The 26,015-nt window shown below is 39.3% G+C and carries 23 protein-coding genes; 11 read left to right on the top strand and 12 right to left on the bottom strand.

Annotated features, from left to right (window positions below):
- Nucleotides 1-18 precede the first annotated feature (18 nt).
- From DK866_RS02095 to DK866_RS02040, 12 genes are all read right to left on the bottom strand, one after another.
- Nucleotides 19-1,668 (bottom strand): OmpA family protein, encoded by a 1,650-nt coding sequence (locus tag DK866_RS02095; RefSeq protein WP_244179638.1) that lies wholly within the window; start codon nucleotides 1,666-1,668, stop codon nucleotides 19-21.
- Nucleotides 1,668-2,336 carry a type VI secretion system protein TssL, short form gene (gene tssL, locus DK866_RS02090; RefSeq protein ID WP_109407529.1) on the bottom strand — a complete coding sequence of 223 codons (669 nt, stop codon included), beginning with the start codon at nucleotides 2,334-2,336 and terminating at the stop codon, nucleotides 1,668-1,670. Before tssL ends, DK866_RS02095 begins: the two co-directional genes overlap by 1 nt.
- Nucleotides 2,333-3,670 (bottom strand): type VI secretion system baseplate subunit TssK, encoded by a 1,338-nt coding sequence (gene tssK, locus DK866_RS02085; RefSeq protein WP_109407528.1) that lies wholly within the window; start codon nucleotides 3,668-3,670, stop codon nucleotides 2,333-2,335. Before tssK ends, tssL begins: the two co-directional genes overlap by 4 nt.
- A 12-nt stretch (nucleotides 3,671-3,682) precedes the next feature.
- On the bottom strand, nucleotides 3,683-5,230 hold the full coding sequence (gene tssC, locus DK866_RS02080; RefSeq protein ID WP_109407527.1) for a type VI secretion system contractile sheath large subunit: 1,548 nt from the start codon (nucleotides 5,228-5,230) through the stop codon (nucleotides 3,683-3,685).
- Between the two features lie 23 nt (nucleotides 5,231-5,253).
- Nucleotides 5,254-5,751, bottom strand: a complete 498-nt coding sequence (gene tssB, locus DK866_RS02075) for a type VI secretion system contractile sheath small subunit (RefSeq protein WP_109407526.1) — start codon at nucleotides 5,749-5,751, stop codon at nucleotides 5,254-5,256.
- Between the two features lie 892 nt (nucleotides 5,752-6,643).
- Nucleotides 6,644-7,225 carry a DJ-1/PfpI family protein gene (locus DK866_RS02070; protein WP_109407525.1) on the bottom strand — a complete coding sequence of 194 codons (582 nt, stop codon included), beginning with the start codon at nucleotides 7,223-7,225 and terminating at the stop codon, nucleotides 6,644-6,646.
- A gap of 5 nt (nucleotides 7,226-7,230) precedes the next feature.
- Nucleotides 7,231-7,872 (bottom strand): bifunctional 4-hydroxy-2-oxoglutarate aldolase/2-dehydro-3-deoxy-phosphogluconate aldolase, encoded by a 642-nt coding sequence (locus DK866_RS02065; protein ID WP_109407524.1) that lies wholly within the window; start codon nucleotides 7,870-7,872, stop codon nucleotides 7,231-7,233.
- Nucleotides 7,853-8,824 (bottom strand): sugar kinase, encoded by a 972-nt coding sequence (locus DK866_RS02060; RefSeq protein WP_109407523.1) that lies wholly within the window; start codon nucleotides 8,822-8,824, stop codon nucleotides 7,853-7,855. Before DK866_RS02060 ends, DK866_RS02065 begins: the two co-directional genes overlap by 20 nt.
- On the bottom strand, nucleotides 8,821-9,675 hold the full coding sequence (locus tag DK866_RS02055; protein ID WP_109407522.1) for a tagatose bisphosphate family class II aldolase: 855 nt from the start codon (nucleotides 9,673-9,675) through the stop codon (nucleotides 8,821-8,823). Before DK866_RS02055 ends, DK866_RS02060 begins: the two co-directional genes overlap by 4 nt.
- Before the next feature lie 114 nt (nucleotides 9,676-9,789).
- On the bottom strand, nucleotides 9,790-11,265 hold the full coding sequence (locus DK866_RS02050; protein WP_109407521.1) for a DUF2264 domain-containing protein: 1,476 nt from the start codon (nucleotides 11,263-11,265) through the stop codon (nucleotides 9,790-9,792).
- Nucleotides 11,266-11,319: 54 nt separating this feature from the next.
- On the bottom strand, nucleotides 11,320-12,930 hold the full coding sequence (locus tag DK866_RS02045; protein ID WP_109407520.1) for a sulfatase family protein: 1,611 nt from the start codon (nucleotides 12,928-12,930) through the stop codon (nucleotides 11,320-11,322).
- A gap of 38 nt (nucleotides 12,931-12,968) precedes the next feature.
- A complete protein-coding gene (locus DK866_RS02040) occupies nucleotides 12,969-14,204 on the bottom strand; it encodes an anaerobic sulfatase maturase (RefSeq protein WP_109407519.1) in 1,236 nt (411 codons plus the stop codon).
- A gap of 535 nt (nucleotides 14,205-14,739) precedes the next feature.
- Between DK866_RS02040 and agaR the strand changes: the two genes are divergently transcribed.
- From agaR to DK866_RS01985, 11 genes are all read left to right on the top strand, one after another.
- Nucleotides 14,740-15,519, top strand: coding sequence for a transcriptional repressor AgaR (gene agaR / locus DK866_RS02035; protein ID WP_036912386.1), 780 nt, complete (start codon nucleotides 14,740-14,742; stop codon nucleotides 15,517-15,519).
- Between the two features lie 53 nt (nucleotides 15,520-15,572).
- The gene (gene kbaZ, locus DK866_RS02030) at nucleotides 15,573-16,853 is read left to right on the top strand and encodes a tagatose-bisphosphate aldolase subunit KbaZ (RefSeq protein ID WP_109407518.1); all 1,281 of its coding nucleotides are present in this window, start codon (nucleotides 15,573-15,575) and stop codon (nucleotides 16,851-16,853) included.
- 12 nt (nucleotides 16,854-16,865) lie between these two features.
- Nucleotides 16,866-18,056 (top strand): SIS domain-containing protein, encoded by a 1,191-nt coding sequence (locus DK866_RS02025; protein ID WP_109407517.1) that lies wholly within the window; start codon nucleotides 16,866-16,868, stop codon nucleotides 18,054-18,056.
- A gap of 24 nt (nucleotides 18,057-18,080) precedes the next feature.
- Nucleotides 18,081-18,575, top strand: a complete 495-nt coding sequence (agaV, locus tag DK866_RS02020) for a PTS N-acetylgalactosamine transporter subunit IIB (RefSeq protein ID WP_072069319.1) — start codon at nucleotides 18,081-18,083, stop codon at nucleotides 18,573-18,575.
- Nucleotides 18,576-18,623: 48 nt separating this feature from the next.
- Complete coding sequence (gene agaW, locus DK866_RS02015; protein WP_069367637.1) at nucleotides 18,624-19,391, top strand: PTS N-acetylgalactosamine transporter subunit IIC; 768 nt, start codon at nucleotides 18,624-18,626, stop codon at nucleotides 19,389-19,391.
- Nucleotides 19,381-20,271 carry a PTS system mannose/fructose/sorbose family transporter subunit IID gene (locus tag DK866_RS02010; RefSeq protein WP_072069318.1) on the top strand — a complete coding sequence of 297 codons (891 nt, stop codon included), beginning with the start codon at nucleotides 19,381-19,383 and terminating at the stop codon, nucleotides 20,269-20,271. The genes agaW and DK866_RS02010 overlap by 11 nt, the downstream gene beginning before the upstream one ends.
- A gap of 99 nt (nucleotides 20,272-20,370) precedes the next feature.
- Nucleotides 20,371-20,805 carry a PTS galactosamine/N-acetylgalactosamine transporter subunit IIA gene (gene agaF, locus DK866_RS02005; RefSeq protein ID WP_109407516.1) on the top strand — a complete coding sequence of 145 codons (435 nt, stop codon included), beginning with the start codon at nucleotides 20,371-20,373 and terminating at the stop codon, nucleotides 20,803-20,805.
- Complete coding sequence (gene nagA / locus DK866_RS02000; protein WP_109407515.1) at nucleotides 20,802-21,971, top strand: N-acetylglucosamine-6-phosphate deacetylase; 1,170 nt, start codon at nucleotides 20,802-20,804, stop codon at nucleotides 21,969-21,971. Before agaF ends, nagA begins: the two co-directional genes overlap by 4 nt.
- A gap of 42 nt (nucleotides 21,972-22,013) precedes the next feature.
- Nucleotides 22,014-22,844: a 5-dehydro-4-deoxy-D-glucuronate isomerase gene (gene kduI / locus DK866_RS01995; protein ID WP_109407514.1), complete on the top strand. Its 831-nt coding sequence runs from the start codon at nucleotides 22,014-22,016 to the stop codon at nucleotides 22,842-22,844.
- Between the two features lie 79 nt (nucleotides 22,845-22,923).
- Entirely contained in the window at nucleotides 22,924-23,679 is a 756-nt protein-coding gene (kduD, locus tag DK866_RS01990; protein WP_109407513.1) for a 2-dehydro-3-deoxy-D-gluconate 5-dehydrogenase KduD, read from the top strand.
- 17 nt (nucleotides 23,680-23,696) lie between these two features.
- Nucleotides 23,697-24,758, top strand: a complete 1,062-nt coding sequence (locus DK866_RS01985; protein ID WP_109407512.1) for a glycoside hydrolase family 88/105 protein — start codon at nucleotides 23,697-23,699, stop codon at nucleotides 24,756-24,758.
- The last annotated feature ends 1,257 nt before the right edge of the window (nucleotides 24,759-26,015 follow it).

The raw sequence follows: 26,015 nt of genomic DNA, 5'->3' as shown, positions 1-26,015 counted from the left end.
AAGCATCGGCTTGAGGTATCAGGCGAATTTCAACTCGACGATTACGAGCCCGACCATCGAGTGTTGAGTTGTCTGCAACAGGCTGATGCTGACCATATCCTTGCACTGCAAAGCAAGATGGTGCGATATCACTGTTTTGATCATCCAATCACGCACGGCTTCAGCTCGTTTAAGAGAAAGTTTTTGGTTTAAATCAGGATTACCGGTGTTGTCGGTGTACCCTGAAATGACAATTAACCAACCTGGTTTGGCTTTTATATTGATAAGCGCATCAACAAGTACTTTGGTGGCCTCTTTTTTTAATTCGTATTGACCCGATGCGAAGAGGGCAAGGCTATCTAACGTCACCATTTCAGGAACTTCTTGCACAATGATAGGAGCTGGTGGTAGTGGTGGAGCCCATGAACTAAGCAAGGCGTGCAAATAAGGTAAGATGTTATTGCCTTGATATAACGCTAAAGAGTAGCGAGCAGGAATACCTTCTCGTTGCCAATGAGAGAGAAACGTTGCATCTGAAAGCAACTGCTGATAAGCCACTTTTTTAGGTTCTAGATTCTCATCAGTAATACTTTTAAAGTGGTTGATATCATGACTGTTATCGTAAATTAATTGCTTGTTATGATGGTAGCTACCAGAGAGAGCACCAATAAGAAATAACCCGCAAATTACGCCAACAATACCAAAGGTAGTTTCTATTTTTAGTAAATTGACATCGTGAGAGAGTTTATTAATCACAATGTCCGGTAGTGGTAATTCGTCGCTGTTATTTGATGTTTGGGCAATAGTCGGAGATAACGTAGTTTTGTGGTGAATAAATTGAGCCCAGCTGTTATCTGAAATAGTAGGTACGGTCGTAAATTGCATTGCCCAAGCAACAGGAATAAGGCTTGGAGCACCAGATTGAGCAACAGTAAGCAAAGGAATAAATTCACTTTTTAACCAAGCAAGTAATTGATCAAGCCAAAGTACCATAGTGAGCTGGTTTTCGGTTTGTTCAGTATTTTGTGATAACCATGTTGAAACCGGTTGTGTTGCTAGATTGTCAGAGATAACCAGTAACTCTGGTTGGTCACTTAAATAGGTTATCCACGGTGTAGTGTCATCAAAATGTGAATTGAGGTAATTAACAGGGGAATTAAGATAAAGCGTCACCCAAAAAGGTAATGTTTTACCTGCTTTTTTATTGCTTTCATGAATAGCGCGACGCCAATTAAGTGTTTCTTGAGTCACTTCTTCTTGTTGTAATTGTTGTTCAGGTAATAAGGCGTATAACAGTGACAATTGGCGTAATTGTAAGGGAGCAATATCAACAATATGTTGAGTGATGTTGATCAAATCGATAGGAGAAGAGGCACAAATATACCAACCTTTAGCTGTCTCTCGATAGGTTTGATTTTCATGAAAAAGAGCTTGTGATTGACCACAAACAATAATAACTGCACCTTGATAGTTATCAGGAGGAAGCTGGCTTGTAAGTGCATCTTTAAGGTAAGGAGCACTTTTTTGTTGACGGAAAAACCAAACACACAAAGTCAGTGTGACGATACAAATAAAGGCCGTCAGGAAAAAGGAGATCTCTTTACCAAAAGACCAAAATCCCCAAAGCAACCACAATAATAAGCTTGCTGAAAACAATGTAATACACTGTTTTATCCTATTTTTTTGCATCACTTTCCTTGAATTACCCATTGTTGAAGTAAATTTTCTAATGACACAGAAAAGCCCCACCACAATGCTGCAATCACGATAAATCCGCCTAACCACCCTAGCCAATATAGGTGACGACGATTCATTCGGTTTTTGGGTTTCATTACTAAAGGTAAATCACTTGATAGGGCATAAGTGGGAAGTTGGGTATTAAGTAACTCAATTATTTTTTCTCGCTCTGGAGCATCGGTTTGGCGATATTTGCCAACAAAACCAAGCGTAATAACACGATGAAAACAGATAAGCACATCATGGTTTGGTGCTGGTTCATTTAATAGATTACGTAATCTATCCCAAAGCTTATCTCCAGCTTCTAACGTATTGAAATATTTGGCTTGTAATGGAGATTGTATCCACTGTAAGTAGCCATCATCACGCTCAGTCCGATTCATCACGCTTTCATCAATTAAGGCACACTGTGCATAAAGCATGTTTTCAATGGCAGATTGTGAGTAACCTTTTTCAGTGAGATTTTGGCGTGTTTTGTCAATATGTTCGCAAACGCGTCGATAGAAGGTTTTCCCATCAGTAATTTCAGCTCCTTGACGTAGTTGACATACCATTAACCAAGTATCAGCAAAAAGCACATCAATCAGGTTATTTTTAACTGTTCTTGAATTAGTCATCATGATCGAAGCACCGCAAAAAGTTCGAGTTGAATTTCACCTAATGTTCCCGGTACATAAAAGGCGCAATGACCTGAAGACAACATGGCTTGGCCTGCTGAATTATTGAGTTCAAGCGCAAAATAGTGGTTTTCTAAACGTAGAGGGATAGCGGCAGGAACATGCGTTAATGGTTGTAATGGAATACCGTTAAGCGCCACGTTAACGACACTGGCAACATCGTCATTACTGCCTGCTTTACAAAGCAATGGAAATTGAGTGATCAATAAATGAGCTGGCAACGCAGAACGCACTGAAAGATAGAAGTCAGCGTCTTCGCGTAGACGAGGATCATGCAATTCACCACGCCAGAAAGGTCCTTCTTTATCAAGGGCAATACTAATTACACGTGAAGGTAAACTCGCTTCTAATAGGGTATTAAGTAAGCTAAATAAAGGTGGAAAAACCTGTTCAGGGAATGAGTGTTGATAAAGAGGAATATCACCATTTTCATGATCGAGTGAAAATGTCAGTAGCGCACCCGCTAAACGTACTAATTCACGATAAAGAAGTTCAGGGTGGCGCCCCATTGATGATAGTAATTCGCTTAATACTGGTTCAGCGCTATTAATCGCATTTAGTAGCCAAAAAAGCGAGACATCAGCAACCGCAAAATCTGCCATTTGCTCATTATTTTCTCTGCGCATCGTCATTAGGCGACGGCGCTTTGCGACTAAGCGATGCATGAATTCTGAAAACAACATGGTTAATTCAGCGCTTGCACTACAACTTAATAATGGGGGAATAAAATGCTTATCTATTTCCCATGCGCCTTGGGTGTTACGAATTAACCGAGCAACAGGGCAAGTCATATAAGCACTGTTTTCTTCATGGGCATAGCGCAAAGTAATACTGTGGCGTAATACGGCAATATCCGTTTGTTCTTGACCAACTAAATCTTGGACTTTCATCCACTCTTGATAGAACTGCTGTGGTCTATCAGAGCGACCCTCTTGCATAAGATTGCCACCATTGGCTTGCAATAAAGGTAAGGCAAGAACGATATCAAGTGTTTGATGTTGAGAGTAATGGCTGAGTTCATTGACTGGCGGTAAATTGTCAGCCAGTGTCGTATCGATCAGTGTTCCATCAGGAAAACGCACAATTAATTTTTGTGCGCTAAGGCGTGAAATAGTTAAAGCACTTTCATCAAATTCAGCACAAATCACGCCCCATGTTGATGCAATCGTCATATTGGCGATAGTGCTAATGAGATAGCTATCCCATCTTGCTTGTTGTTGAAATTGCTGAGGAGCCAAAAAGGCCCCATCACTCCAGAGGGGGCGGTATATTTTCATCCGTGCTTCACCTTATGCTTTCGCTTTTGGCATTTGAGATACTAACGAGAGATCTACATCCATTCCTTCTACTTGGAAGTGAGGAACGGCATACAGTTTCACTCTGAAAAATCCTGGATTATCTTCAATATCTTCTACAACGACTTTGGCATCGCGCAGTGGGTGAGAAGCTTGTAAATCATCACTTGGATCAGTCATTTCAGTAACTAAACCACGAACCCAATTATTTAATTCGAGCTCTAATAAACGGCGATCTTTAGTAGTACCGATATTTTCACGCTGAATTAATTTTAAATAATGAGCAATTCGTGAAAGCAGGAAGATATAAGGTAAACGCGCATTAATACGGCTATTAGCTGTCGCATCAGCGGTATCATAAATAGCGGGTTTTTGTGCTGAATTTGCAGAGAAGAAACAAGAGTAATCACGATTTTTATAGTAAGACAAAGGAATAAAACCGAGGTTGGCAAATTCGAACTCTCGTGTTTCAGGGATCATGACTTCGGATGGAATTTTGACCTGACTTCCTGTTCCTAAATCATAAAGATGAATAGGTAAATCTTTTACCGCACCGCCAGCCTGAGGACCGCGGATTTGTACACACCAACCATTATTAATAAAGCTTTTAACCATATTGGCAGCAAAAGCAAAGGTCGCATTTGTCCACAAATATTTCTCATGATCTGGGCCTTTTACTTCTTCAATATAGTTAAAACTGCGCACAGGAACCGTTTCTGGGCCATAAGGAAGGCGACCTAAAACACGAGGCATTGTTAAACCAATATAGCGGGCATCGTCAGAGTCACGGAAAGATTTCCATTTGATGTATTCAGCACGGTCAAAATAGTTGCTGATATCTTTAATGGCAGCGACTTCTTCCATAGAGTCTTTACCAAAAAATGCAGGGCCAACAGAGCCAACAAATGGCATATGAGCAGATGCTGATATTTTTGCAATATTGCGTAACAGTGCAATATCTTGTGGGCTACGATCAAACTCATAATTAGAGACAATAGCTGCAATAGGCTCACCACCGGGAGTATCATATTCTTCGATATAAGTATGGTGATAAAGGCCACTTTGAATAGTTTCAGGGCAATCTTCAAAATCTTGGCGTAAATCGTCTTTGGCTACATCGAGTAATTCGATTTTCACATTTTGGCGAAAATCAGTACGATCCACTAAGAATTTTAGTCCACGCCATGCTGATTCTATTTTTTGGAAATCGGCATGATGCATGACTTCATCAAGTTGCTCACTAATTTGTCTATCTAAATCTGCAATATGGTGATCGAGTAGAGTTCTATCTAAACGTTCAACCTTTTGGCCTGAAGATTTCAAACGATCGAGAAAAACTTGAACTGCAACAGTAACGCGTTCATTTGCAGTTGTATCAGCCAGAGCACTATTGTCTTGGAAGATATTAATATCGCTCACCTGAGAAACAGGAGTGAGATTGATTTTCTCAAAGAGAGAGGCGTAAACACCGCTATTAGCGGGCTCATCAAGCACAGTTGTTGTACTCTTTGAAATACTTTCGCTATTCACTGACATAAGCATGATCCTGTAATGATAAAACCCAATTAATCTTTTTTCGGAGCGAGTTGAGAGAGTTCTTCGCGTAATTCATCACTTAACGCAGGATCTTTAAGGATATTTTCGAGTTCACGGCGAAAAGTGATGTTATCAAGAAGGTTAGATTTCAAATCACGTAAGAGATTACGCATTGCCAGCATGGCGCGCAGTTGTGGTATTTGGCGAGCAACTTGTTCTGGCTCAAAATCAGCCATTTCTTTAAATGACAGATTAATATTTTCTTCGCTACCATCATTCGCTAATGTGTTTTTTACGGTAAGACTGATCGATGGAGAAAATTCAGTAAGAACACTATTGAAATTATTTTTATTAATATTGACCTTCTCTCTTTCTGAAAGAACACGTTTATCTTTTCCGTTACTGTAGTCACCAATGGCTAATAGTTTTAAAGGCAACTCAACTTTTTTCTGTGCACCACCTGTGTGTAAGTCGAGTTTTATATTTACCCGCGCTTTAGGAACTTCATTTTGAAAGCTATCTGACATAATAAAATCCTTGTATTAAAACGAATAAAGGATCTCTTGAGAGTGGTAATAATAAATAAATTCACTACCAAGAAATTTAATTTAAGGCATGATTACTTATATTAAATAATTTTAAATAAATCAATTTATCTTAACGTTTTTAAGAGATGTCTCTAAAATTAAAATGAAATAGAAAGAAAAGATATTAAGAATTACTAGAGATATATTCCATATAAGTATCATAACATGATATTTGTTTTATATTTTATTTTAATTATTGATGGTTTATTTCTATATTGAGTCATTTTATTTGGTTTGGTTAGTATATATACATAGCAATCATGCTTATTAATAACATTGAGTATAATAAAGTAAAGTTACTTTATTTGTGTGCGTATAATAAAAAAGGGAATAAAGAAATAGAAATGAAGAGAGTGAATTAAAATAAGCGTAATATTTTATATTTATTATTTTATAGTTATTAATACTTATTTTATTAATTATTAATAACTAGAATAAAAAGTTTATACTTGTACTATTATTAAAATATATTGATCTCGAATTGTTACTGTTTTATCTGTTTTTTTATAATAAATAACTAGTTATATAAATATAAATTAAAATTATTCATTTAATTTTTTATTTCTGATTTATAAAATTTAAAATAATTTATCAATCTTCTTATGACCGTATTTTCTACCGTTAAGTGAAACAAAATAAGTGTTAATAATCTTTTTTTGATGAATTAATGTACAGTTTTTTTTATGTATATTTTATGTATACATAGAGAGAAAGAAACAGAGAATAATTAATGGCTAGATTAGTGTTTTTAGTGTGATAGATAATGGATTTGATAGGTATAAAAAGGGGAGTTAATCCCCTTTATATCGTGAATCATAAAGAATAAAATTAGTTAGTTAAGATAATCTAGTGGCCAGTGTTTGAAATAAATATGGTTAGCTTGCCAGTCTACTTTTTCTGTATTATCGCTTAATAAATGGCGAGCTACGGTAAAGGCAAATTCAAAACTTACACCTAATCCTTTTGCACTGATAAATTTTCCATCGACAACAACATCTTGATCAAGATAATTGCCATCATCATATTTATCTGCCAATTTATCGCCTGTGCTGTAATTACGACCGTCAAGAAGATGGTGTGCCGCTAATACTTTTGCTCCAGAAGAGCATAGCGCACAAATATATTTATCTTCAGCAATATGGCGTTTAATAAATTGAATAACTTGTTCATTCGCACATAAACGATCAGTACCTTTAGGACCACCTGGCATCATTATTGCGTCATAGCTGTGTGTCAGTTTTTCAGTTAATAGAAAATCAGCACTGATTTTAGTTTCAAAATAAGTATTTAATACCAATGTATCCATGCAAGAAAGTACATCAACATGAATATCAAGACGGCGCATGATATCAATAAAAACAACGGCTTCGCCTTCTTCGAATCCGTCTGCTAATAAAACGGCAACCTGTTTCATTGTATTTATCCTTTATTGATTTTTAGTAATGAATGGATACTTTGAATATGATTAACAATGGTTTGCTTATCTTGTTTATCAATAGCTTCAGTAGTTGCAATCCAGCTACCGCCACATGCCACCACTTGTGGAATAGCGAGATAATCACTGACATTATTTAAACTAATGCCACCCGTTGGCATAAATTGCATTTGTGCGTAAGGTGCCGCAAGTGCTTTTAGCATTTTTATACCGCCAGAGGCTTCTGCTGGGAAGAATTTAACTAAGGTTAGGCCTCTTTCAAGGGCTACTTCTATTTGGCTTGGATTATTAATTCCCGGCACAATGTTGATGCCATTATTCAGACAATAATCAACTGTACTTGGGTTATAACCTGGAGAAATGACAAAGCTTGCTCCAGCTTCTTTTGCCATGTCTGCTTGTTGTGCCGTTAATACTGTTCCTGCGCATAAAATAAGCTCAGGAAAATGCTCATGCATTAACTTAATAGCTTTAGCTGCCGCAGGTGTACGAAAGGTGATTTCAGCAACAGGTAATTGATTTTGGGTTAGAATTTCACCCAGCCAGATTGCATCTTCTGCGCGATTAATTTGGATCACGGGGATCACTTTCAGTGAGGAAAGTGTATCAACAATTGACTGTGTCATGGTTATCCTTGATTAATGTATAGAATGAATCGGTGACTTTATGAGGGATGATGGCGCCATGGTGTTGAATAACGAGCCCGGCTAATGTATTTCCCCATAAACAGCAAGTTGGTAAGCGATTATTTTGTAGCCAAGCAGCAATAAAACCAGCATTAAACGAGTCGCCCGCTGCGGTAGTATCAACAACTAAATCAATCGGTTTGGGAGAGATATAGCCCGTATCTATGCCATCAGACCAGAAAGCGCCATGAGCACCGAGTTTGACAATCACGTTTTGATTGCCCCATTGATGAAGGCGTTGTGCAATATCTTGTTCTGTCAAAATGGGGTGTTGCCAAAGCATTTGCTCATCATCACCCGTAACTAAAGCGATATCGCTAAGCCTGTACAGTTTTTCAAACCATTCTTGTGCATGAGATATTGAATCCCATAAGCGAGGTCGATAATTTGAATCCACAATTAAAGTGATCCCACGCTGTTTAAGGTGGATTAATTGCGTGAGTAGAGACTCTTTTCCTTCCGGCGTTAAAATAGCAAGAGAAATTCCGCTGAGATAAATTACACTATTATCAGGTAGTGCATTGAGATATGCCGTAAAACGGCTATCTGTTGCAATATAACGTGCGGCCGCATCATTACGCCAATAATGAAAACTACGCTCACCGCAGGGATCAATTTCAATGGCATATAGGCCGGGAAGTTTTTCGGGAATAGTAATAACAGATTGGCAGTTAATTCCTTCTTCTTCCCATGCTTTTTGCATTAAGGCACTGTAAGTATCAGTGCCTAAACCTGTCATATAGTACGGATGTAATGTAGGGATAAGTCGCGCTAAGTACAGCGCTGTATTTAGCGTATCACCGCCAAAGCGCTGTTGTTGTGGTAAAAACGGTTGACCACTAAGCTCTATCATACATTCGCCAATAATGGCGACAGTTCTATTTGTTTTCACAGTTTCCCATCACTTTTACAGACACGAATTTTATCCGCAACCACCGCTTTCATTGCGGCTTTGCCCGGTACAAGGTAATGGCGAGGATCACTTGCATCAGGATTATCTAAAAAGTACTGCTTAATCGCGTTGGAGAAAGCAATTTTTAGTTCGGTTGCAACATTGACCTTGCAAATACCTAAATCAATACAATGGCGCACATCCGCATCAGGAATACCCGATGCACCATGAAGAACTAACGGAATATCAGTTTTTTGGCGAATAATGTCTAAACGTTCAAAATCAAGATGAGGCTCATGTTTATACATGCCATGTGCTGTACCGATTGCAACGGCTAATGAATCAATGCCAGTTGCTTTAATAAATTGTACTGCTGAATCAGGATCGGTGAATAGGGCATCTTTAGCATCAACGATAAGATCATCTTCCTGTCCACCAAGACGACCTAATTCAGCCTCTACAGTGCAATCCCAATGATGGCAGAAATTAACAACTTCTTTGACGATACGAATGTTTTCTTCAAACTGAAAATGAGAGGCATCGATCATGGCTGATCGCACACCTGAAGTGACTTTATGGCAAATATCAGGAATATCTTCATGGTGATCTAAATGTAGTGCAACAGGAATTCGGTATTGCTCTGCGGCTTGTTGACAAATAGAGATCAAATAATCACTACCTGCATAAGCAAACGTACTTGGTGTACCAGCTAGAATGACGGGAGATGCCATTTCAGCAGCCGTCTCCATCACAACTTGGATAGTTTCCAAGTTGTGAATATTAAAAGCAGGCACAGCATAATTTTCACGCTGTGCTTTATTGAGCATATTACGAGTAGAAACCAGATACATGTTTGCCTCTCATCTTTCGTTTAATTACGAATTATAATAAACGAAAGAAATAGAAAGGTAAAAGATCTAAATCACATTTTTATTCCCTTCGCACTGAAAGCAAATGAAAGGTAGTTAGAAAAAATGTGCCATTTTTGAACTATAACTGGTGATCCCTTTGCGTAATAAGTTATTTTTAGGTCGTCTTGACTGTCCTATTACGGTTTCAGTGACTTTTTGTGCTAAGGTCTGTTTTTCTAAACGGCGAGTTAGTGGGGTTTGCTGAGTTGTATAATCTTCACAAAAAATGACAGTTACCTCTTGTGTTGCTTTCACTCCAGTTACTAAAGCTTGGATAGATGGAATTTCGAAACGAAAGTTATCTTTTTCGATAGGTAAAGGAAGTGAAGGCGTTTGCCATAAATTGATACGATCAGCACAATAGAGCGCGATAATCACAGCACGTAATGACCAAAAACTACTGGCTGGCCCACTGTAGTTATCGACCAAACGAGGATCGTGAGTAAATAAGCCTTGAGTTGGTGCGCCATTTTTTAATGCACCTTGAGAAATAAAATAACGTAAGCTACTTTCAAAGGCGCGTTTTGCCTCACCTACTTTGACTGAAGGGCAATGCAAATCGACGCCTGCTAATAATGGCGCAGAAACCGCAAGGCGATAGCAGGCACTTCGACCAAAGAAAGGAATACCTTTGGGAGTCATAAAATAAAGGTAGTGCTGATTAAAGGTGTTAAGTGATTGAGTAATAAATGTCGAATCAAATTGAGGGTCGATTTGCGCTAACCAATACAGTGAATAGTAAAAACCCCACGCATTGTAGTAATCATAATTACCTTTTGCGCCATCACGAAACCATCCATCACCAACATAAAACTCTTTTAATCGTTCATAACGCCAATGGGCAATCGTGTCTTTTCCTGTGAGTGCTTTAATCACAAATTGGACGGTAAGAGGGAAGAAATGCCAATTATTATCAACAATCTCACAGTGATTAACTTGTTCGAACCAAGCAATAATTTGTTGTTGTATTGCAGGTGTTAATGTATCCCAAACCCATTCACGGCTTATCCAAAGTGTGAGCGCTAAATCAGATGCTTCACAAATTCGTTGATCGTAATTTTCAAGTTTCCCCCAATATCCTTTATGAAGTGGATCAGTACCATGAATAAAACTTTGTTTGATCATTAATGGTAAATTAAATGCTTGCTGATTTAATCCCATCAACGTACTTTTTTTGCTGCTAACTATCCATGCAGCCAATAAAGGAAGAACTCGACTTACTCCTTCAAGGGCATCTGTCCTGGCAGTTTGTTGTCCTGGACTTCCAGGATAATAAGCATGGGAGTAACCCCAGACTTGATAATGGTGAAAAGCCTGAGTGACATACTGTGTCAACATTTCGCATAAAGAGAATAGTGATTGGTTTTCATCATTAAAAAAATGAGTGATTGTTTTATCATAGCGACGATAAGCCGATTTTCTGACTAATCGTCGAATGATATTTTCCTTAAATAAGCGTTGGTAGATTTCTACGCTTGGGTGCTCATAAGGGAGTTTTGGACGTGCTGAAGATGCAATTTTAATAGCCATTTTCGTATCTCAGAAAAAAGACGCATCCTTGCGAAACAAAACGGAGGTTGAATATTAAGGTTTTGCAGAATCCACTAATATTTGATAGTGATCTTGCCCCCAAAGAACGGGCTTTGGCTTATCTTTGATCCACTGGTAATACGCATTTTTTAGCTCTGTAACTTTTTGTGGATTTTGTTTGGCAAGATCAATTGATTCGGACGGATCGTTTTTATCGTTAAAAAGTTGAGGCTGATTTTTTCCATCATCATAAAAATAGAGTGCCCATTCACCGTCGCGTACAGCCCAAGCACCTTTAGAGAGTTTTTCTAAATTAGGATTTGTAGGCGGTGTTTTACGTTGATAGGTTATCCATTGGTGATATCCATGCCAAAATTCTTGGTTTTCTTCGCTGTAATGTTTAGTGCCAGGACCGGCCCAATAAAGATAATTGTGAGGGGATTTTGTTGTTTCACCTTTGAGTAAAGGCATGATGTTTTTCCCTTCAACATTTAGATTGTCAGGAATAGTAATACCTGCTGTTTGTAGCGCAGTCGGTAAAATATCAAGTGCGGAGATCATCTCATCACTTTTTGTACCAGCAGGAATAGTGCCGGGTCGATAGGCAATGAAAGGTACTCTGACCCCACCATTAAACATTTCTCCTTTAAAGCCTCTATCCATTGCATTCATTGGCATTGGTGATTCATTAACTGCACCATTGTCGGATAAGAAAAAGATAAGTGTATTTTCTAATTCACCATTTGCTTTTAATTTTGCAAGAATTTGACCAATACCTTCATCGGCTGCATTTAATGCTGCAAAGTATTTATCTGCTTCAACATTACCAGTATCAAATTTCTCCATATATTTCGCAGGTGAGGCTTGCTCTAACGGAATATGAGGAACGCTATAGGAGAGATTAATAAAGAATGGTTTATCTTTATGTTCATCAATAAATTTTAAGGTCTCATCCGTTAATAAATGTGTGGTATAGCCCGGAGCAGGAACATTGACGCCATTACGCCAAAATGCAGGCGAATTCCATAAAGCCACACCCGATGCGTAATAGCTGAAGTCATAATCAAAACCTCGTTCATGAGGTGCGTAACCCACTTCTGGTGTTGAGATCATGTTGTCGTGATAATCGCGAGTTTGTTTACTTTCATTAATTTTCGGTTTGCGGATCACTTTTGCATTGTGCCATTTTCCAATGCTGGCTGTGGCATAGCCATTTTCTTGGAAAAGTGAAGGCAATAGTTTGATATCTTTGGGAATACCTAAAATGGCATCATCATTACTGTAAGTACCAAAGCTTGCAGGAGAACGCCCCGTAAAAATACCTGCTCGAGAAGGGCCACAAACAGGATGGGCAACAAATGCATTGGTCATTTTGGCACCATTTGTAGCCATTTGACTGACATTTGGCATTGCAATGCGTGCAGCCTCAACCATCTTATTGATATCGCCTTCATAACGTGGCGGTGTCGGTCTTTGTGCTAATTCATCAACATTTAAGGTATCCAGTACAAAATCAAGCTGTCCTGTTCCTAAATCATCCATCACTATCAGTAAAATATTCGGCTTTTCAGGTGTACCACCTGCATTGGTAGTGATTGGGATGCTTAAACATGATGTGGCAATCAGCCCAGCGAGTAAGCTTTTTTTAACAGAAGGTAAGATCACGGATTGTCTCCAGAATACACAAGATAAAATAAAAAGAGTTACTTTAAGTAGTTTTTTTTCATCGCAGGAAGTGCATCACTAGCAAGGCCTCCGCGCGAAATAGCTTGTTGCATTAATTGCATGCCTATCGCGGTATGGTGAAATATTTTTTTATAAGAGCGACATAGGTAGTTATGGCGATGTTTTTCACCTTCAATAGCAATAATGCGATGTTTAGGGCAACCGCCGTAACATAAGCTTTGCACTTCACACTGTTTGCAAAGGCTAGTTTGTTTATCATATTTATTTTGGCCAAAGCGCTGTTGCTGTTTTGATGTGGCTAAATGAGCAAGACTATTTTGATGAATATTGCCCAAATTATTGGCGGGATAGACATAGTGATCGCAAGAGTAAACATCACCATTGGCTTCAATGATCAATGCCTGACCACAGGTTTTAGATTGAATACAGGTTGATGCGGGATATCCCATCCATGTGCCTAATAAACTATCAAATAAGCGGATATATATTTTCCCGATATCGCCTTGCCGTACCCATTCATCAAATACTTCAGCCATAAATTGCCCATAGCCTTCAGCCGGAACAGAAAATGGTGCTAATTGTGCATTAGGGCCCGGCGCATAATGTCCTCCGTGAGTATGAGGAAAGCGTCTATCGACTTCGACAATGGGAATAAATTGAAAGAAAGTGGAACCTAATTCTTTTAAGGCTTGATAAGTTTCTTTTCCTTTATTCCAGTTTTGGTCATTAACGACAGTGAGTGTGTTAAATTCGACGCCATATTCATTGAGTAACTTAATTGCACGTTTTACTCGTTCAAAAGTAGGGCTTCCATTGACTGAAATACGATATTTATCGTGAACAGCTTCAATACCATCAATTGAAACGCCTAATAGAAAGTGATTATCAGCAAAGAATTGTGCCCATTGGCGATTAATAGCAATTGCATTGGTTTGTACACTATTTGTAATTGTCTTGCCGTTAGCAAATTGCTTTTGGTATTTGACAACTTGCTCAAAGAAAGCCAATCCTGCAAGCGTTGGCTCTCCACCTTGCCAAGAGAAATCAACCTGATCTCCACCGTGTGACTGAATATAGTCTTTAATATAACGACGAAGTACACCATCTGGCATCACGGTATGGCCTGTCTCTTTTTTTTCATCTTGAAAAATATTTTCTTTTTCCAGATAAAAGCAGTATTCACACTTAATATTACAGTGGTAGCTTGTAGGTTTTGCCATCATATGAAAATAAGCAGGTTGATTTAATGCCATTAGTCATTTCCTGAGTTTCTTTTTTATCCTGTTACATTACGTAAAATTTATCAAAACAAAAGAGATTAAAATCACAAATACGAAACAACGAAAGTAAATGAAAGATTTTTTCGAAAGATAAATACTGTTTTTTTCGATAAAAATACTTTCGATTCGATACTATTTCATATTCTATTGACTATTTGAGCTATTTAGTTTGATTTGTTTTTCGAAAATAAATGAATGCATTGAAGTTTTAATCTTTATTTTGTGAGATAAGGCGAAATTAAATCTATATTATTGTGTTTTACCTAGCTGTATGTGGTGTAATCATAAGTATAGTGTTGCGTTATATCATTTTATTTATTGGAAACTGATGGCCTGAAGGCTATCATTGAAATGACACGAAAATAATCGTAAGCATTCGATAATGAATCGAAACTTTGTGAAAGAGATCAAAAGTTTTGTTTTTTTGCATTGTCGGTTAAAATTGGCGTAGTAAACTACATTCGAAACCAATCGAAAGAAAGTCTTTTGGTTTCGTAAGGAGACGAAAGTGAAAGCGGCAGTTGAGAGGCGTATGGAAATCCTCGATATGGTAAACCAGCAAGGTAAAGCCAGAGTCGAAGATCTCGCTGAATTATTTAAAGTCTCAAGTGTCACTATCCGCAGCGATCTAAGTTTTCTTGAAAAAAATGGTTATATCGTTCGCTCTCATGGTGCAGCAATTCCTAACACAGGATTTATTGCCGAATTGAGTATCCACGAAAAACGTGGACAAAATGCGGGCATAAAAACATTAATCGGGAAAGCAGCCGCAACGCTGATAAAGGATGGAGACACCGTCATTCTTGACTCGGGGACAACTACTCGCGAAATCGCGACACATTTAAAGTCGCGCGAAAATGTAGTGGTCATGACTAACGGTCTGGATGTCGCAATGGAGTTAGCAAATACCTCAGGTGTGGAAGTATTAATGACCGGTGGTGTATTGCGAAAAAGTGCGTTGTCTTTTTCAGGCTCACAAGCTGAAAATAGCCTTAGAAATTACCGTTTTGATAAGGTTTTTCTAGGTGTTGACGGATTCGATTTACGTGTTGGTATTACTACACACAATGAACAGGAAGCTAGTCTTAACCGTTTAATGTGTGATATCTCAGAAACGATTATTGCGGTTGCCGATTCTACGAAATTCAGTAAACGCAGCTGTCATATGATCAGAGAGTTTGGTGATATTGATATATTAGTGACCGATTCTGGTATCCCTGAAGAATATATTCAGGAACTGAAAGATCACAAAATCGAAGTGATTATCGTCGACGATAAGGCATCGTAATTTGCTAACTCCATTAGCAACACCGCCGGTGTTGATTATGGAGTTAGTATTTAATGCATCCTTTAGAAAAGATTGTTCAGCAACACAAATCAGGCAAACAGAATGGTATTTATTCTGTTTGTTCTGCCCATCCTTTAGTAATAGAAGCAGCTCTATTACAAGCGCTGGATAATGATTCCTTTTTGCTAATTGAAGCCACCTCTAATCAGGTTGATCAGTTTGGTGGTTATACGGGAATGACTCCCGCTGACTTTTACCAATATGTTATTGAACAGGCTAAAGATGTCGGCTTTCCTATCGAGAAGCTTATTCTTGGTGGCGACCATTTAGGGCCTAATCGTTGGCAACATCTAAACGCTGAAGAAGCGATGGCGAATGCAGATGTGTTGATTGCACATTATGTTGCAGCTGGTTTCAAAAAAATTCACCTTGATTGCAGTATGTCTTGTGCTGACGATCCCGTTCCTTTAACCGATGAAATTGTGGCATTGCGTGCAGCACGCCTTGCTGTTATTGCAGAAAATACAGCAAAAGAGACTTTTGGCTCTAGTGATATTGTTTATGTTGTTGGCACAGAAGTGCCTGTCCCTGGCGGTGCCGCTGAAGAGCTTGATACGGTTGAAGTGACTTCACCTGATGCTGCGCGTAAAACCTTAGAATGTCATCGTCAAGCTTTTCAACATGCTGGTGTCGGTGATTGTTGGGAACGTGTTATTGGTTTGGTGGTTCAACCGGGAGTCGAGTTTGATCATACAGGTATCATCGACTACCAACCAGAAGAAGCACAAGCATTAAGCCAAGTCGTAAATGATTATTCTCACCTTGTTTTCGAAGCTCACTCAACGGACTATCAAACCAAAGAGGCTTATAAACAATTAGTTCACGATCATTTTGCAATTTTAAAAGTTGGGCCTGCACTAACGTTTGCTATGCGTGAAGGTTTATACGCACTTTGTGCCATTGAAGAGACTTTATTTCCGCAAGAACAGTGCTCTAAATTGCGTGAAAAGATGGAACAACTGATGTGCCGTGAGCCTGGATTTTGGCAAAAATATTATCACGGTGATGAGCGTCAACAAGCCTTTGCTCGAGTGTATAGTTTTAGTGATCGTATTCGCTATTACTGGCCTGATGCTGAAATTAATGCCGCTATAGATACGCTAATGGATAACTTATCCGTTAAACCAATTCCACTGCCGTTACTGAGTCAATATCTGCCTTATCAATTTACCCAATTTAGAGAGGGCATGATTGACGGCTCCCCTGAATCTTTTGTTATTGCGAAAATTCGTGATGTGTTATCGGTGTATGCCGATGCCTGCTATGTCCATTAATTGAGGGAAACCATGGAATATTTAAGCTATCAGACCGCTAAATTAGAGCAACTGAATGCATTTTGGACTGCGAAAGAAATTGAGCAACAACCAGAATGTTGGAAGAAAACATGGCAATTAGTAAAAGAGAAACGTGCTGATATTGAAGCCTTTTTAGATAAAGCGCTCGCAGCGCCTCATGCGCGAATTATTTTAACAGGTGCTGGTACGTCTGCATTTGCTGGAAAAGCATTAGCCCCTATTTTAAGTGGCCATACAAAACGTCGAGTAGATGCGATTGCAACAACCGATTTAGTGGCTGATCCACAAGAATATTTAGCAGAAGACATCCCAACGTTATTAATTTCTTTTGCGCGTTCAGGGAATAGCCCTGAAAGTGTGGCAGCGTTAGATGTTGCGACTGAGTGTCTATCTCAGTGTCATCACTTAGTACTGACATGTAATGCAAATGGCAAGCTTTATCAGTATTGCCAAAATAACAGTAGAGCATTGGCATTGTTGATGCCTGAAGAATCCAATGACCGTTCTTTAGCAATGACTTCTAGCTTTTCATCCATGATGATGGCTGCAGTGACTATCTTTTTAGGAGATAACGTCTTTAGTGATTCTATTGCACCTTTTTTTAGTCACTATAAAGCACAGTTTAATAAAGCGAATCAAATTATTCGGGATAAATACGCGGGTAAGTTTAAACGGGTTATTTATCTAGGAAGTGGTGGATTGCAAGGTTTAGCGCAAGAAGCTGCGTTGAAAATGTTAGAGCTTACAGCGGGTAAAGTGGTTGCGAGCTTTGATACTCCATTAGGTTTTCGACATGGGCCTAAGTCTATCGTAAATAAAGAAACTTTAGTGGTGATGTTTTTCTCTAATGATCCTTATACACGTCAATATGAGACTGACTTATTACGAGAGGTTATTCACGATAATGCATCAGGCAAGGTGATCGCGATCACCGCACGAAATGATAAAGCTTTTTCGCCTGAGAGTTTTGTTTATATTCCTGCGTTAGAGAACTGTTCTGATGTGGCGCTATTGTTCCCTTACTTGATGTTGGCGCAATCATTCGCATTTCACAGTTCCATTGCACTAGGGAATACGCCTGATAACCCGTCTCCAACAGGAGAAATCAATCGTGTTGTACAAGGCGTCACTATTTATCCGTTCTCATACAAAAAAGACGACACACAGTCTGCTTTAAATTAATAAAATATAATAAGAGAGCTAATCATGAACACACCGAATATTGTCTGGACCCGCATTGATGAACGTTTACTCCATGGTCAAATCCGCATTACATGGGGAAAACATACAGAAGCAAACCTGATTTTAGTGGCTAATGATGACGCAGCAGAAGGCCCAAACGCCGCATTCATGCAAGCTGGAATGAAAGCATCAGCAGGTGGTGAATATGCTGTTCGCTTCTTCTCTATTCAAAAAACCATTGATGTTATTAGCAAAGCATCACCTCGTCAGAAAATTTTTGTGTTGTGTAATAACCCGAAAGATGTTGCCCGTTTAGTGGAAGGTGGCGTGCCCATTACTCACTGCAATGTTGGCAATATGCATTTTCATGAAGGGAAACGCCAAATTGCAAAAACAGTATCCGTTGATGAAACCGATATTGATGCATTTAAACGCCTTGTTGCAAATGGGGTAACTTGCACAATTCAAAACACTCCCGATCAGACACCTGTTGATGTATTAACACTCGCATCTGCTTGATAAATTTCTGAATAAAAAAACCTGCATTAGCAGGTTTGAGGATTATTTATGATTTTTGAAGCTTCTTTAGTGGCTTTATGGGCCTTCTTTTGCGGTATAGATAAGTATGACGTTGCATTAAATATCCATCGTCCATTAATTACAGGGCCTGTTGTCGGGCTGATTATGGGCGATATGCAGGTTGGATTGATTGCAGGGGCAACATTAGAACTTGCTTGGTTAGGACTTGTTCCTAACGCTGGTGCTCAGCCACCAGATGTAACATTAGGCACTATTGCTGCGGTTGCTTTTGCAGTAATGACAAATCAATCACCTGAAGTTGCTATGGGTATTGGTATGCCAATTGCGGTGTTAATGCAAATGTTGGTGATTGGCTTCTTTGCAATGACTGCGTTCACTATGGGAAAAGCCGATAGATACGCAGAAAGAGCCGATGCTGGTGGTGTGTCACGGCTACTGATTATCACGATTATAGTACGTTCATTACTCTACGCATTAGTTGCCTTCGTAACGGTCTATTTCGGTGAACATGCGGCCCAGTGGATTGATGATAATACCCCGAAAGTGTTGCTTGAAGGTCTAGGTATTGGCGCGAAGATGGTTCCGGCTATTGGTTTCGCAATGTTGTTGAAAATCATGTGGTCAAAAGAAGTTGCTGGTGTGTTCTTCATTGGTTTCGTGATGACAACCTATTTAAAACTCCCAATTATGGCGGTCGCTATTTTAGGCGCATCAGCCGCTGCACTCTACTTCTTCTTTAGCGGTAATAACAAAAATACAAGTCAGCAAAATGAGGATTTCGAAGATGGTATCTGATAACAGCACTGCATTGAAAACACAAGATAAACCAGAAACGGGTTCTTTGATTGATGGCATTGATGAGTACCAAGATACTACGGTCAGAAAAGTTATCACTAAAGGTGATCTTTGGAAGTGTGCGTTCCGAGGGTTATTTATGGAAGGTAACTTTAACTTTGAACGTATGCAAGGCGGTGGATTTGCCTTCTCAATTATTCCGGCACTAAAGAAGATCCACGGGAATAATAAACGCGATTATGCAACATCACTGAAAAACCATCTGCAATTTTTTAATGCCAGTCCTAAGCTGTTTACCTTTTTATTAGGTACAGCTGTTGCAATGGAAGAAAACAAAGAAAAACCATCAACTGTTAACGTGATGAAAGTAGCAGGAATGGGGCCAACAGGGGGCATTGGTGACGCTATCGATCATATGACCTTAATGCCACTTACATTAGCATTGGGCGCATCTATTGCAATGGAAGGCTCGATTGCGGGACCTTTTGTTTTCTTCTTTTTATATCAAATTGTGCACTTTTTAGTGTATTTCGGGCTGATGTTTATGGGTTATCGCGCGGGAACTGCTGCGATGGTCAATATGAGTGATGCCACTGAAAAACTGGCTAAAGCCGCCAATATTATGGGGATCTTTGTCATTGGGGCGCTCTCCGCGACCTTTATCAAGGTGCAAACCACCGCCTCGTTAGAGCTGGGAGGAAAGGTGGTCGAATTGCAAAGCGCGCTCTTTGACAAAATCATGCCGAATTTACTGCCTCTGTGCTTAGTTTTCCTGATGTACAAAATGGTAAAAAGCACCGGCTTTTGGGGAAAACCTCCGGTATTGATTTTCTCAACTCTTGCATTTGGTGTTGTCGGCCACGTATTAGGATTCTTATAACAGAGAGCCTTTACCACCGTCGTTATCGTCAATCGAAATACATTATTAACTTGCTATAAACGGGCAGGAGAGTCTTCTGCTGCCCGCAAGGAGTCACTCATGATAGGTCTTATTGTTTCAGGACATCTTAATTTTGCTTCAGGTATGGCATCAGCCGTAAAAGCGATTGCTGGCGAGCAAGAAGATATCGCATTTATCGATTTTGTTGAGTCAATTTCTCCTGATGAACTTGAAGAAAAAATGCGTGAAGCGATTAACTCAATGTCATGTCAGCAATATCTATTCTTAACAGATTTACCCGGTGGAACCCCTTGTAATAGGGCAATGGCCATTATGATGCAGAACCCTGCTGTTGAAGTGTTAGCGGGTGTGAATCTACCAATGATTGTTAATGCGGCCTTTGAACGAGAAGGATGTTCAACGTCAGAGTTAGTGCAAACGTTACGCGAAATAGGTCAAGACAGTATTCAAGATATTCGTGAGCAATTGGCTCAAATAGACAGCAATGATACTGATGAAGAAGACGGCTTATGAGTCAGCGATACGCCATTTTGGCAGATAGAACGTTTACGCCTGAAGGAATTCGTTATCTCTGTTATGTCTGTGTTAGGGGCGATGTCATTGAATCGATCACCTCGCAAGCACCAACAGATTGCCCCATTATTCGCCTAAAAGGGAAATCATTATTACCCGGTTTTGTGGATATCCATATTCATGGTCGTGAAGGTGCAGATGTCATGGATGCGACTGAACAAGGGTTGCAAACCATTGCTGATGCTTTAGTGAAAACAGGCGTTGTAGCGTGGGTTGGTACAACAGTTACTGCGCCTATAGATGATATTCGCCTCGCATTATCACAAGTACGTGAGTTTTTATCAAAGCCACAAACGTCCGGTGCGTTGTTGCTTGGGAGTTTTTTAGAAGGGCCTTATTTTACCGAACGCCATCGAGGCTCTCACCCAGTGAAATATCTAAAAGCACCAACAATATCAGAGTTAGAAACACTGCTTGAAAGTGCAGGTGACACATTATTGCGTGTCGCTGTTGCGCCAGAAGCACAAGGTTCAATAGAAGCGATTGATTGGTTGGTCAATCGAGGTATTAAACCATGTGTGGCGCATACAGCGGCAACTTACGAGCAAACTTCAGATGCTTTTTTACATGGAGCTGATTGTGGTGTGCATTTGTATAACGGTATGACGGGACTTCATCACCGTGAGCCAGGATGTTGTGGTGCCGTGTTATATCACGATGTATTAGCAGAATTGATTGCCGATGGCATTCACGTTCATCCCGTGATGATGCAATTAGCGTATCGCATGAAAGGTTACCAACAACTCGCGTTAATTACAGATTGCATGCGTGCAGGTGGGTTGCCTGATGGTGATTATACGTTGGGTGCTCAAACAGTGAATGTTACTCAAGGCCAGGCCAAAACAGCAGATGGCTCTTTGGCTGGGAGTACCTGTAGCTTAGATAGTGCATTGCGAAATATGGTGCAACTTGCGCACATACCTGAGTGGGAAGCTGTACAAATGGCGACTGCGATCCCAGCTGAGTATCTCGGTATCGGCGACAAATTGGGTTATATCAAAGTAGGGCAACAAGCCAGCTTTGCTGTGGTGGATGAGTGTTTTCATCTCACCGATACATTCATCAGAGGAAATCATATTTACTCTGTATCCGGGGAAAATGTATAGCTTTTCAGTTATGCACCCATCAGTAAAAATGAGGTATTTATAATGGAAATTCGTCAGCCAATTCATAGTGAACATGCTAAAAGGCTTGATACAGAAGGACTTCGCAAGGAGTTCCTGATAGAGAACCTATTCTGTGAAGGGGAAATGAATCTCACTTATAGCCATATAGATCGTATTATTGTTGGCGGTATTGTTCCTACAACACAGCCTTTAGCATTAATGGCGGGTAAAGCCTTAGGCGTTGATTTCTTTTTAGAAAGACGTGAGTTAGGTGCCATTAATATTGGTGGCGCTGGTAAAGTGGTTGTTGATGGAGAAGTGTTTGATATTGGTCCTCGTGAAGCCATTTATATTGGAATGGGGGCTAAAAGTGTTGAGTTTATGAGTGATAATATGGAAACTCCAGCTCGTTTTTATATGAACTGTGCGCCAGCTCATCATACTTATCCAACACGCAAAATAACGCAGCAACAAGCATCACCAGAAAAAATTGGTAATGCAGAAAATTGTAATGTTCGTACTATTTATAAATTCTTACACCCTTCAGTTCTGCCAACGTGCCAATTATCCATGGGGATGACGGTTCTTGAACCAGGTAGTTTATGGAATACCATGCCTTGCCATACTCATGAGCGTCGCATGGAAGTGTATCTCTATTTTGATATGAAAGATGATAACGTGGTGTTCCATTATATGGGAGAACCAACGGAAACTCGTCATTTGGTTGTTCGCAATGAACAAGCCGTCATCAGCCCTAGCTGGTCAATTCACTCAGGTGTAGGCTCTGCATCTTATACCTTTATTTGGGGAATGGTTGGTGAAAATCAAGTCTTCCACGATATGGATCATGTGGCAATGAAAGATCTGAAATAACCACAAATAGTTACATTTTCTTCTTACCCTACTTATAAAAAAGGTGTGGCAATAAAGCCACACCTGAGAGGTTACTGCTATGAATTTATTCGATTTAAATGGCAAGATTGCTATTGTCACTGGTTGTAATACAGGTTTAGGCCAAGGTATGGCTATTGGTTTAGCCAAAGCGGGCGCAGATATTGTGGGGGTGGGCATTCAAGATGCGCCTGAAACTCGTCAGCAAGTGGAAGCATTAGGTCGTCGTTTTCATTACATTACACAAAATTTAATGAAACAAGATGGGTTACAAGCGCTGGTGGATGAAGCTGTTTCTGTTATGGGACGTATTGATATTTTGGTGAATAATGCAGGGATTATTCGTCGAGAAGACCTTTTAGAATTTAGTGAAAAAGATTGGGATGATGTGATTGATATTAATCAGAAAACATTGTTTTTTTTATCTCAAAAAGTAGCTCGCCAATTTGTAAAACAAGGTGACGGTGGAAAGATAATTAATATTGCTTCTATGCTCTCTTATCAAGGAGGTATTCGAGTACCTTCCTACACAGCAAGTAAATCTGCAGTCATGGGATTAACCCGTGCATTGGCAACGGAATTATCTCAATACAATATTAATGTCAATGCAATTGCTCCTGGTTATATGGCAACAGATAACACTGCAGCCCTACGTGCTGATGATGCACGTAATGCGGCTATTTTAGAGAGAATTCCGTTAGGGCGCTGGGGTGTTCCCGAAGATGTTGCAGGTCCTGCTATTTTCTTAGCGTCTAAAGCCAGTGATTATGTTAATGGATACACCATTGCGGTTGATGGTGGTTGGTTAGCTCGTTAATTTCATGGAGAAATAGGATGGAACACGCTAATACAGATACTTTGCAAAGAGAGCTTGTATTAAAAAACATGAAGCGAGTGTATCGTTATCAATCGGCTAATCAAGTTCGCAGTGTTCGTCGCCGTAGTGGTAAAACCCGTTTTATTAAAGATACCGACTGGGAACGTGGTGTTTTATGGAGTTGTGTAAGTGCAGCATGGCAGGCAACACAAGATGAAGAGTATCTCAATGGTGTGTTGAATTACACTTTACATACTGGGTTTAGAACAGGCCCCAACGCACGTTTTGCAGATGATCATGTTTGTGCACAAGCTTATCTGGCTATTAGCCCGCTTTTTGAACAACCTGAAGTAATTGAACCAACAATCAAAGCATTTGATATTATGCTTAATGAGCCAAAGCCTGGCCGTGAAGATTGGTGGTGGTGCGATGCACTCTTTATGGCGCCCCCAGGATTTGCTGCATTAGCTGAAATTACCAATGAGCGACGTTATTTAGATTATATGCACACAGCTTATTGGGATGCGATTGACCATTTACGTGATCCTGAAACAGGGCTTATCTTCCGTGATCATCGCTATATTCCTGATGGTCAAGGTAATGAATTACGCGAAGCTAACGGTGAAAAAGTATTTTGGAGCCGTGGTATCGGTTGGGTCTTAGCTTCGATACCGCGTATTTTAAAATATATGCCTGATGATTATCATGATCGTGAGCGTTATATTGCACTGTTTAAAGAATTAACGACATCCATCCTAGATTATCAACATGAAGATGGTTTTTGGCGAACAAGTTTACTCGATCCTGATAATTTTCCTGCACCAGAAAGTTCAGCAACAGCGCTATTTTGTTATGGATTAGCATGGGGAATTAATCAGGAAGTATTAGAGAAAGATGTGTATTTTCCTGCATTAAATAGAGCATGGTCAGCATTACAAACCTGTATTCATGACAATGGCATGATAGGTTGGGTTCAACTTCCGGCATTTAACCCTCGTGAAGTGAAGTTTGAACATAATATGGATTATGGTGCTGGTGCTTATTTATTGGCAGGAAGTGAAGTTTTAAATCTTTTGTAAAATTGCTAGCGCTTTGATATTGACGCTTTGTTGTTTTTCTTGCGCTTCACATGCCTTCCGCGCAATATTTTCCTATCTAGGATGCCGACCAAAAAATAAGGTCGGCTTTTTTATTTTTAATATAATAAGAGGTAACGCTGATCTGTTACCTCTTATTATAAATTTGGGTGCTGAGATAAACACACAATAATTGACGAAGGAAACTGTGGGGGATCGCTCCCCCACAAGATTAATATAAAGTGAAATCTATATTAACCTGAATAATTAAATATCCATTGTTTGGTATGCGTAAATAAGATATTTACGCTCTAATAATACATGACTTGGTAATATCATTGTCACGATCACTAGTCCGATTAAAGAATATTTTTTCATTTCCTCTTGCACTCCGTTAAAAATGGAGGCAAAATCAAATTGTGTATGTTTGAGTCCGCCTCGGTTAATATAAATATATTTTCCGGGGCTTTTCTCTTTCTGGTGCTTGCGATATGCTTGAACCAGATTGATCCAAGCACCCGCACAGAGAATAACAAATTATTTAAATGAGACAACACATTTATTATTAATAATAAAGTTATCGATTTCTTCTGGCTGTTTTAAATAGATAATTAATTCGCTAACTGGTGTGGTTAATAGAGTAAGAGGTAACAATAATCTGTTACCTCTTATTCTAAATTTGGGTGCTGAGATAAACACACAATAATTGAAGACGGAAACTGTGGGGGAATGCTCCCCCACAAGATTAATATAAAGTGAAAGCTATATTAACCTGAATAATTAAATATCCATTGTTTGGTATGAGTAAATAAGATATTTACGCTCTAATAATACATGACTTGGTAATATCATTGTCACGATCACTAGTCCGATTAAAGAATATTTTTTCATTTCCTCTTGCACTCCGATAAAAATGGAGGCAGAATCAAATTGTTGGTGTTTGAGTCCGCCTCGGTGAATATATAAATATATTTTCCGGGGCTTTTCTCTTTCTGGTGCTTGCGATATGCTTGAACCAGATTGATCCAAGCACCCGCGCAGAGAATAACAAATTATTTAAATGAGACAACACATTTATTATTAATAATAAATTTATCGATTTGTTTTTGCTATTTTAAATAATTAATTGATTCGTTAACTGGTGTGGTTAATAGAGTAAGAGGTAACAATAATCTGTTACCTCTTATTCTAAAATTGGGTGCTGAGATAAACACACAATAATTGAAGACGGAAACTGTGGGGGAATGCTCCCCCACAAGA

Source organism: Proteus genomosp. 4 str. ATCC 51469, from assembly GCF_003144375.1.
In the GTDB taxonomy this organism is placed as follows: Bacteria; Pseudomonadota; Gammaproteobacteria; order Enterobacterales; family Enterobacteriaceae; genus Proteus.
The sequence above is the reverse complement of the archived record's forward strand: the minus strand, read 5'-3'. Positions and strand labels throughout refer to the sequence as shown.

Coding starts and splice junctions, on each gene's coding strand:
- DK866_RS02010 (WP_072069318.1), top strand. CDS start 19,381: ATGGTATCTGATAACAGCACTGCATTGAAAACACAAGATAAACCAGAA.
- agaW (WP_069367637.1), top strand. CDS start 18,624: ATGATTTTTGAAGCTTCTTTAGTGGCTTTATGGGCCTTCTTTTGCGGT.
- DK866_RS02065 (WP_109407524.1), bottom strand. CDS start 7,872: ATGACACAGTCAATTGTTGATACACTTTCCTCACTGAAAGTGATCCCC.
- nagA (WP_109407515.1), top strand. CDS start 20,802: ATGAGTCAGCGATACGCCATTTTGGCAGATAGAACGTTTACGCCTGAA.
- DK866_RS02050 (WP_109407521.1), bottom strand. CDS start 11,265: ATGGCTATTAAAATTGCATCTTCAGCACGTCCAAAACTCCCTTATGAG.
- DK866_RS01985 (WP_109407512.1), top strand. CDS start 23,697: ATGGAACACGCTAATACAGATACTTTGCAAAGAGAGCTTGTATTAAAA.
- tssC (WP_109407527.1), bottom strand. CDS start 5,230: ATGCTTATGTCAGTGAATAGCGAAAGTATTTCAAAGAGTACAACAACT.
- tssB (WP_109407526.1), bottom strand. CDS start 5,751: ATGTCAGATAGCTTTCAAAATGAAGTTCCTAAAGCGCGGGTAAATATA.
- kduI (WP_109407514.1), top strand. CDS start 22,014: ATGGAAATTCGTCAGCCAATTCATAGTGAACATGCTAAAAGGCTTGAT.
- DK866_RS02055 (WP_109407522.1), bottom strand. CDS start 9,675: ATGTATCTGGTTTCTACTCGTAATATGCTCAATAAAGCACAGCGTGAA.
- tssK (WP_109407528.1), bottom strand. CDS start 3,670: ATGAAAATATACCGCCCCCTCTGGAGTGATGGGGCCTTTTTGGCTCCT.
- DK866_RS02070 (WP_109407525.1), bottom strand. CDS start 7,225: ATGAAACAGGTTGCCGTTTTATTAGCAGACGGATTCGAAGAAGGCGAA.
- DK866_RS02040 (WP_109407519.1), bottom strand. CDS start 14,204: ATGGCATTAAATCAACCTGCTTATTTTCATATGATGGCAAAACCTACA.
- DK866_RS02025 (WP_109407517.1), top strand. CDS start 16,866: ATGGAATATTTAAGCTATCAGACCGCTAAATTAGAGCAACTGAATGCA.
- kbaZ (WP_109407518.1), top strand. CDS start 15,573: ATGCATCCTTTAGAAAAGATTGTTCAGCAACACAAATCAGGCAAACAG.
- agaF (WP_109407516.1), top strand. CDS start 20,371: ATGATAGGTCTTATTGTTTCAGGACATCTTAATTTTGCTTCAGGTATG.
- tssL (WP_109407529.1), bottom strand. CDS start 2,336: ATGATGACTAATTCAAGAACAGTTAAAAATAACCTGATTGATGTGCTT.
- agaV (WP_072069319.1), top strand. CDS start 18,081: ATGAACACACCGAATATTGTCTGGACCCGCATTGATGAACGTTTACTC.
- DK866_RS02095 (WP_244179638.1), bottom strand. CDS start 1,668: ATGCAAAAAAATAGGATAAAACAGTGTATTACATTGTTTTCAGCAAGC.
- kduD (WP_109407513.1), top strand. CDS start 22,924: ATGAATTTATTCGATTTAAATGGCAAGATTGCTATTGTCACTGGTTGT.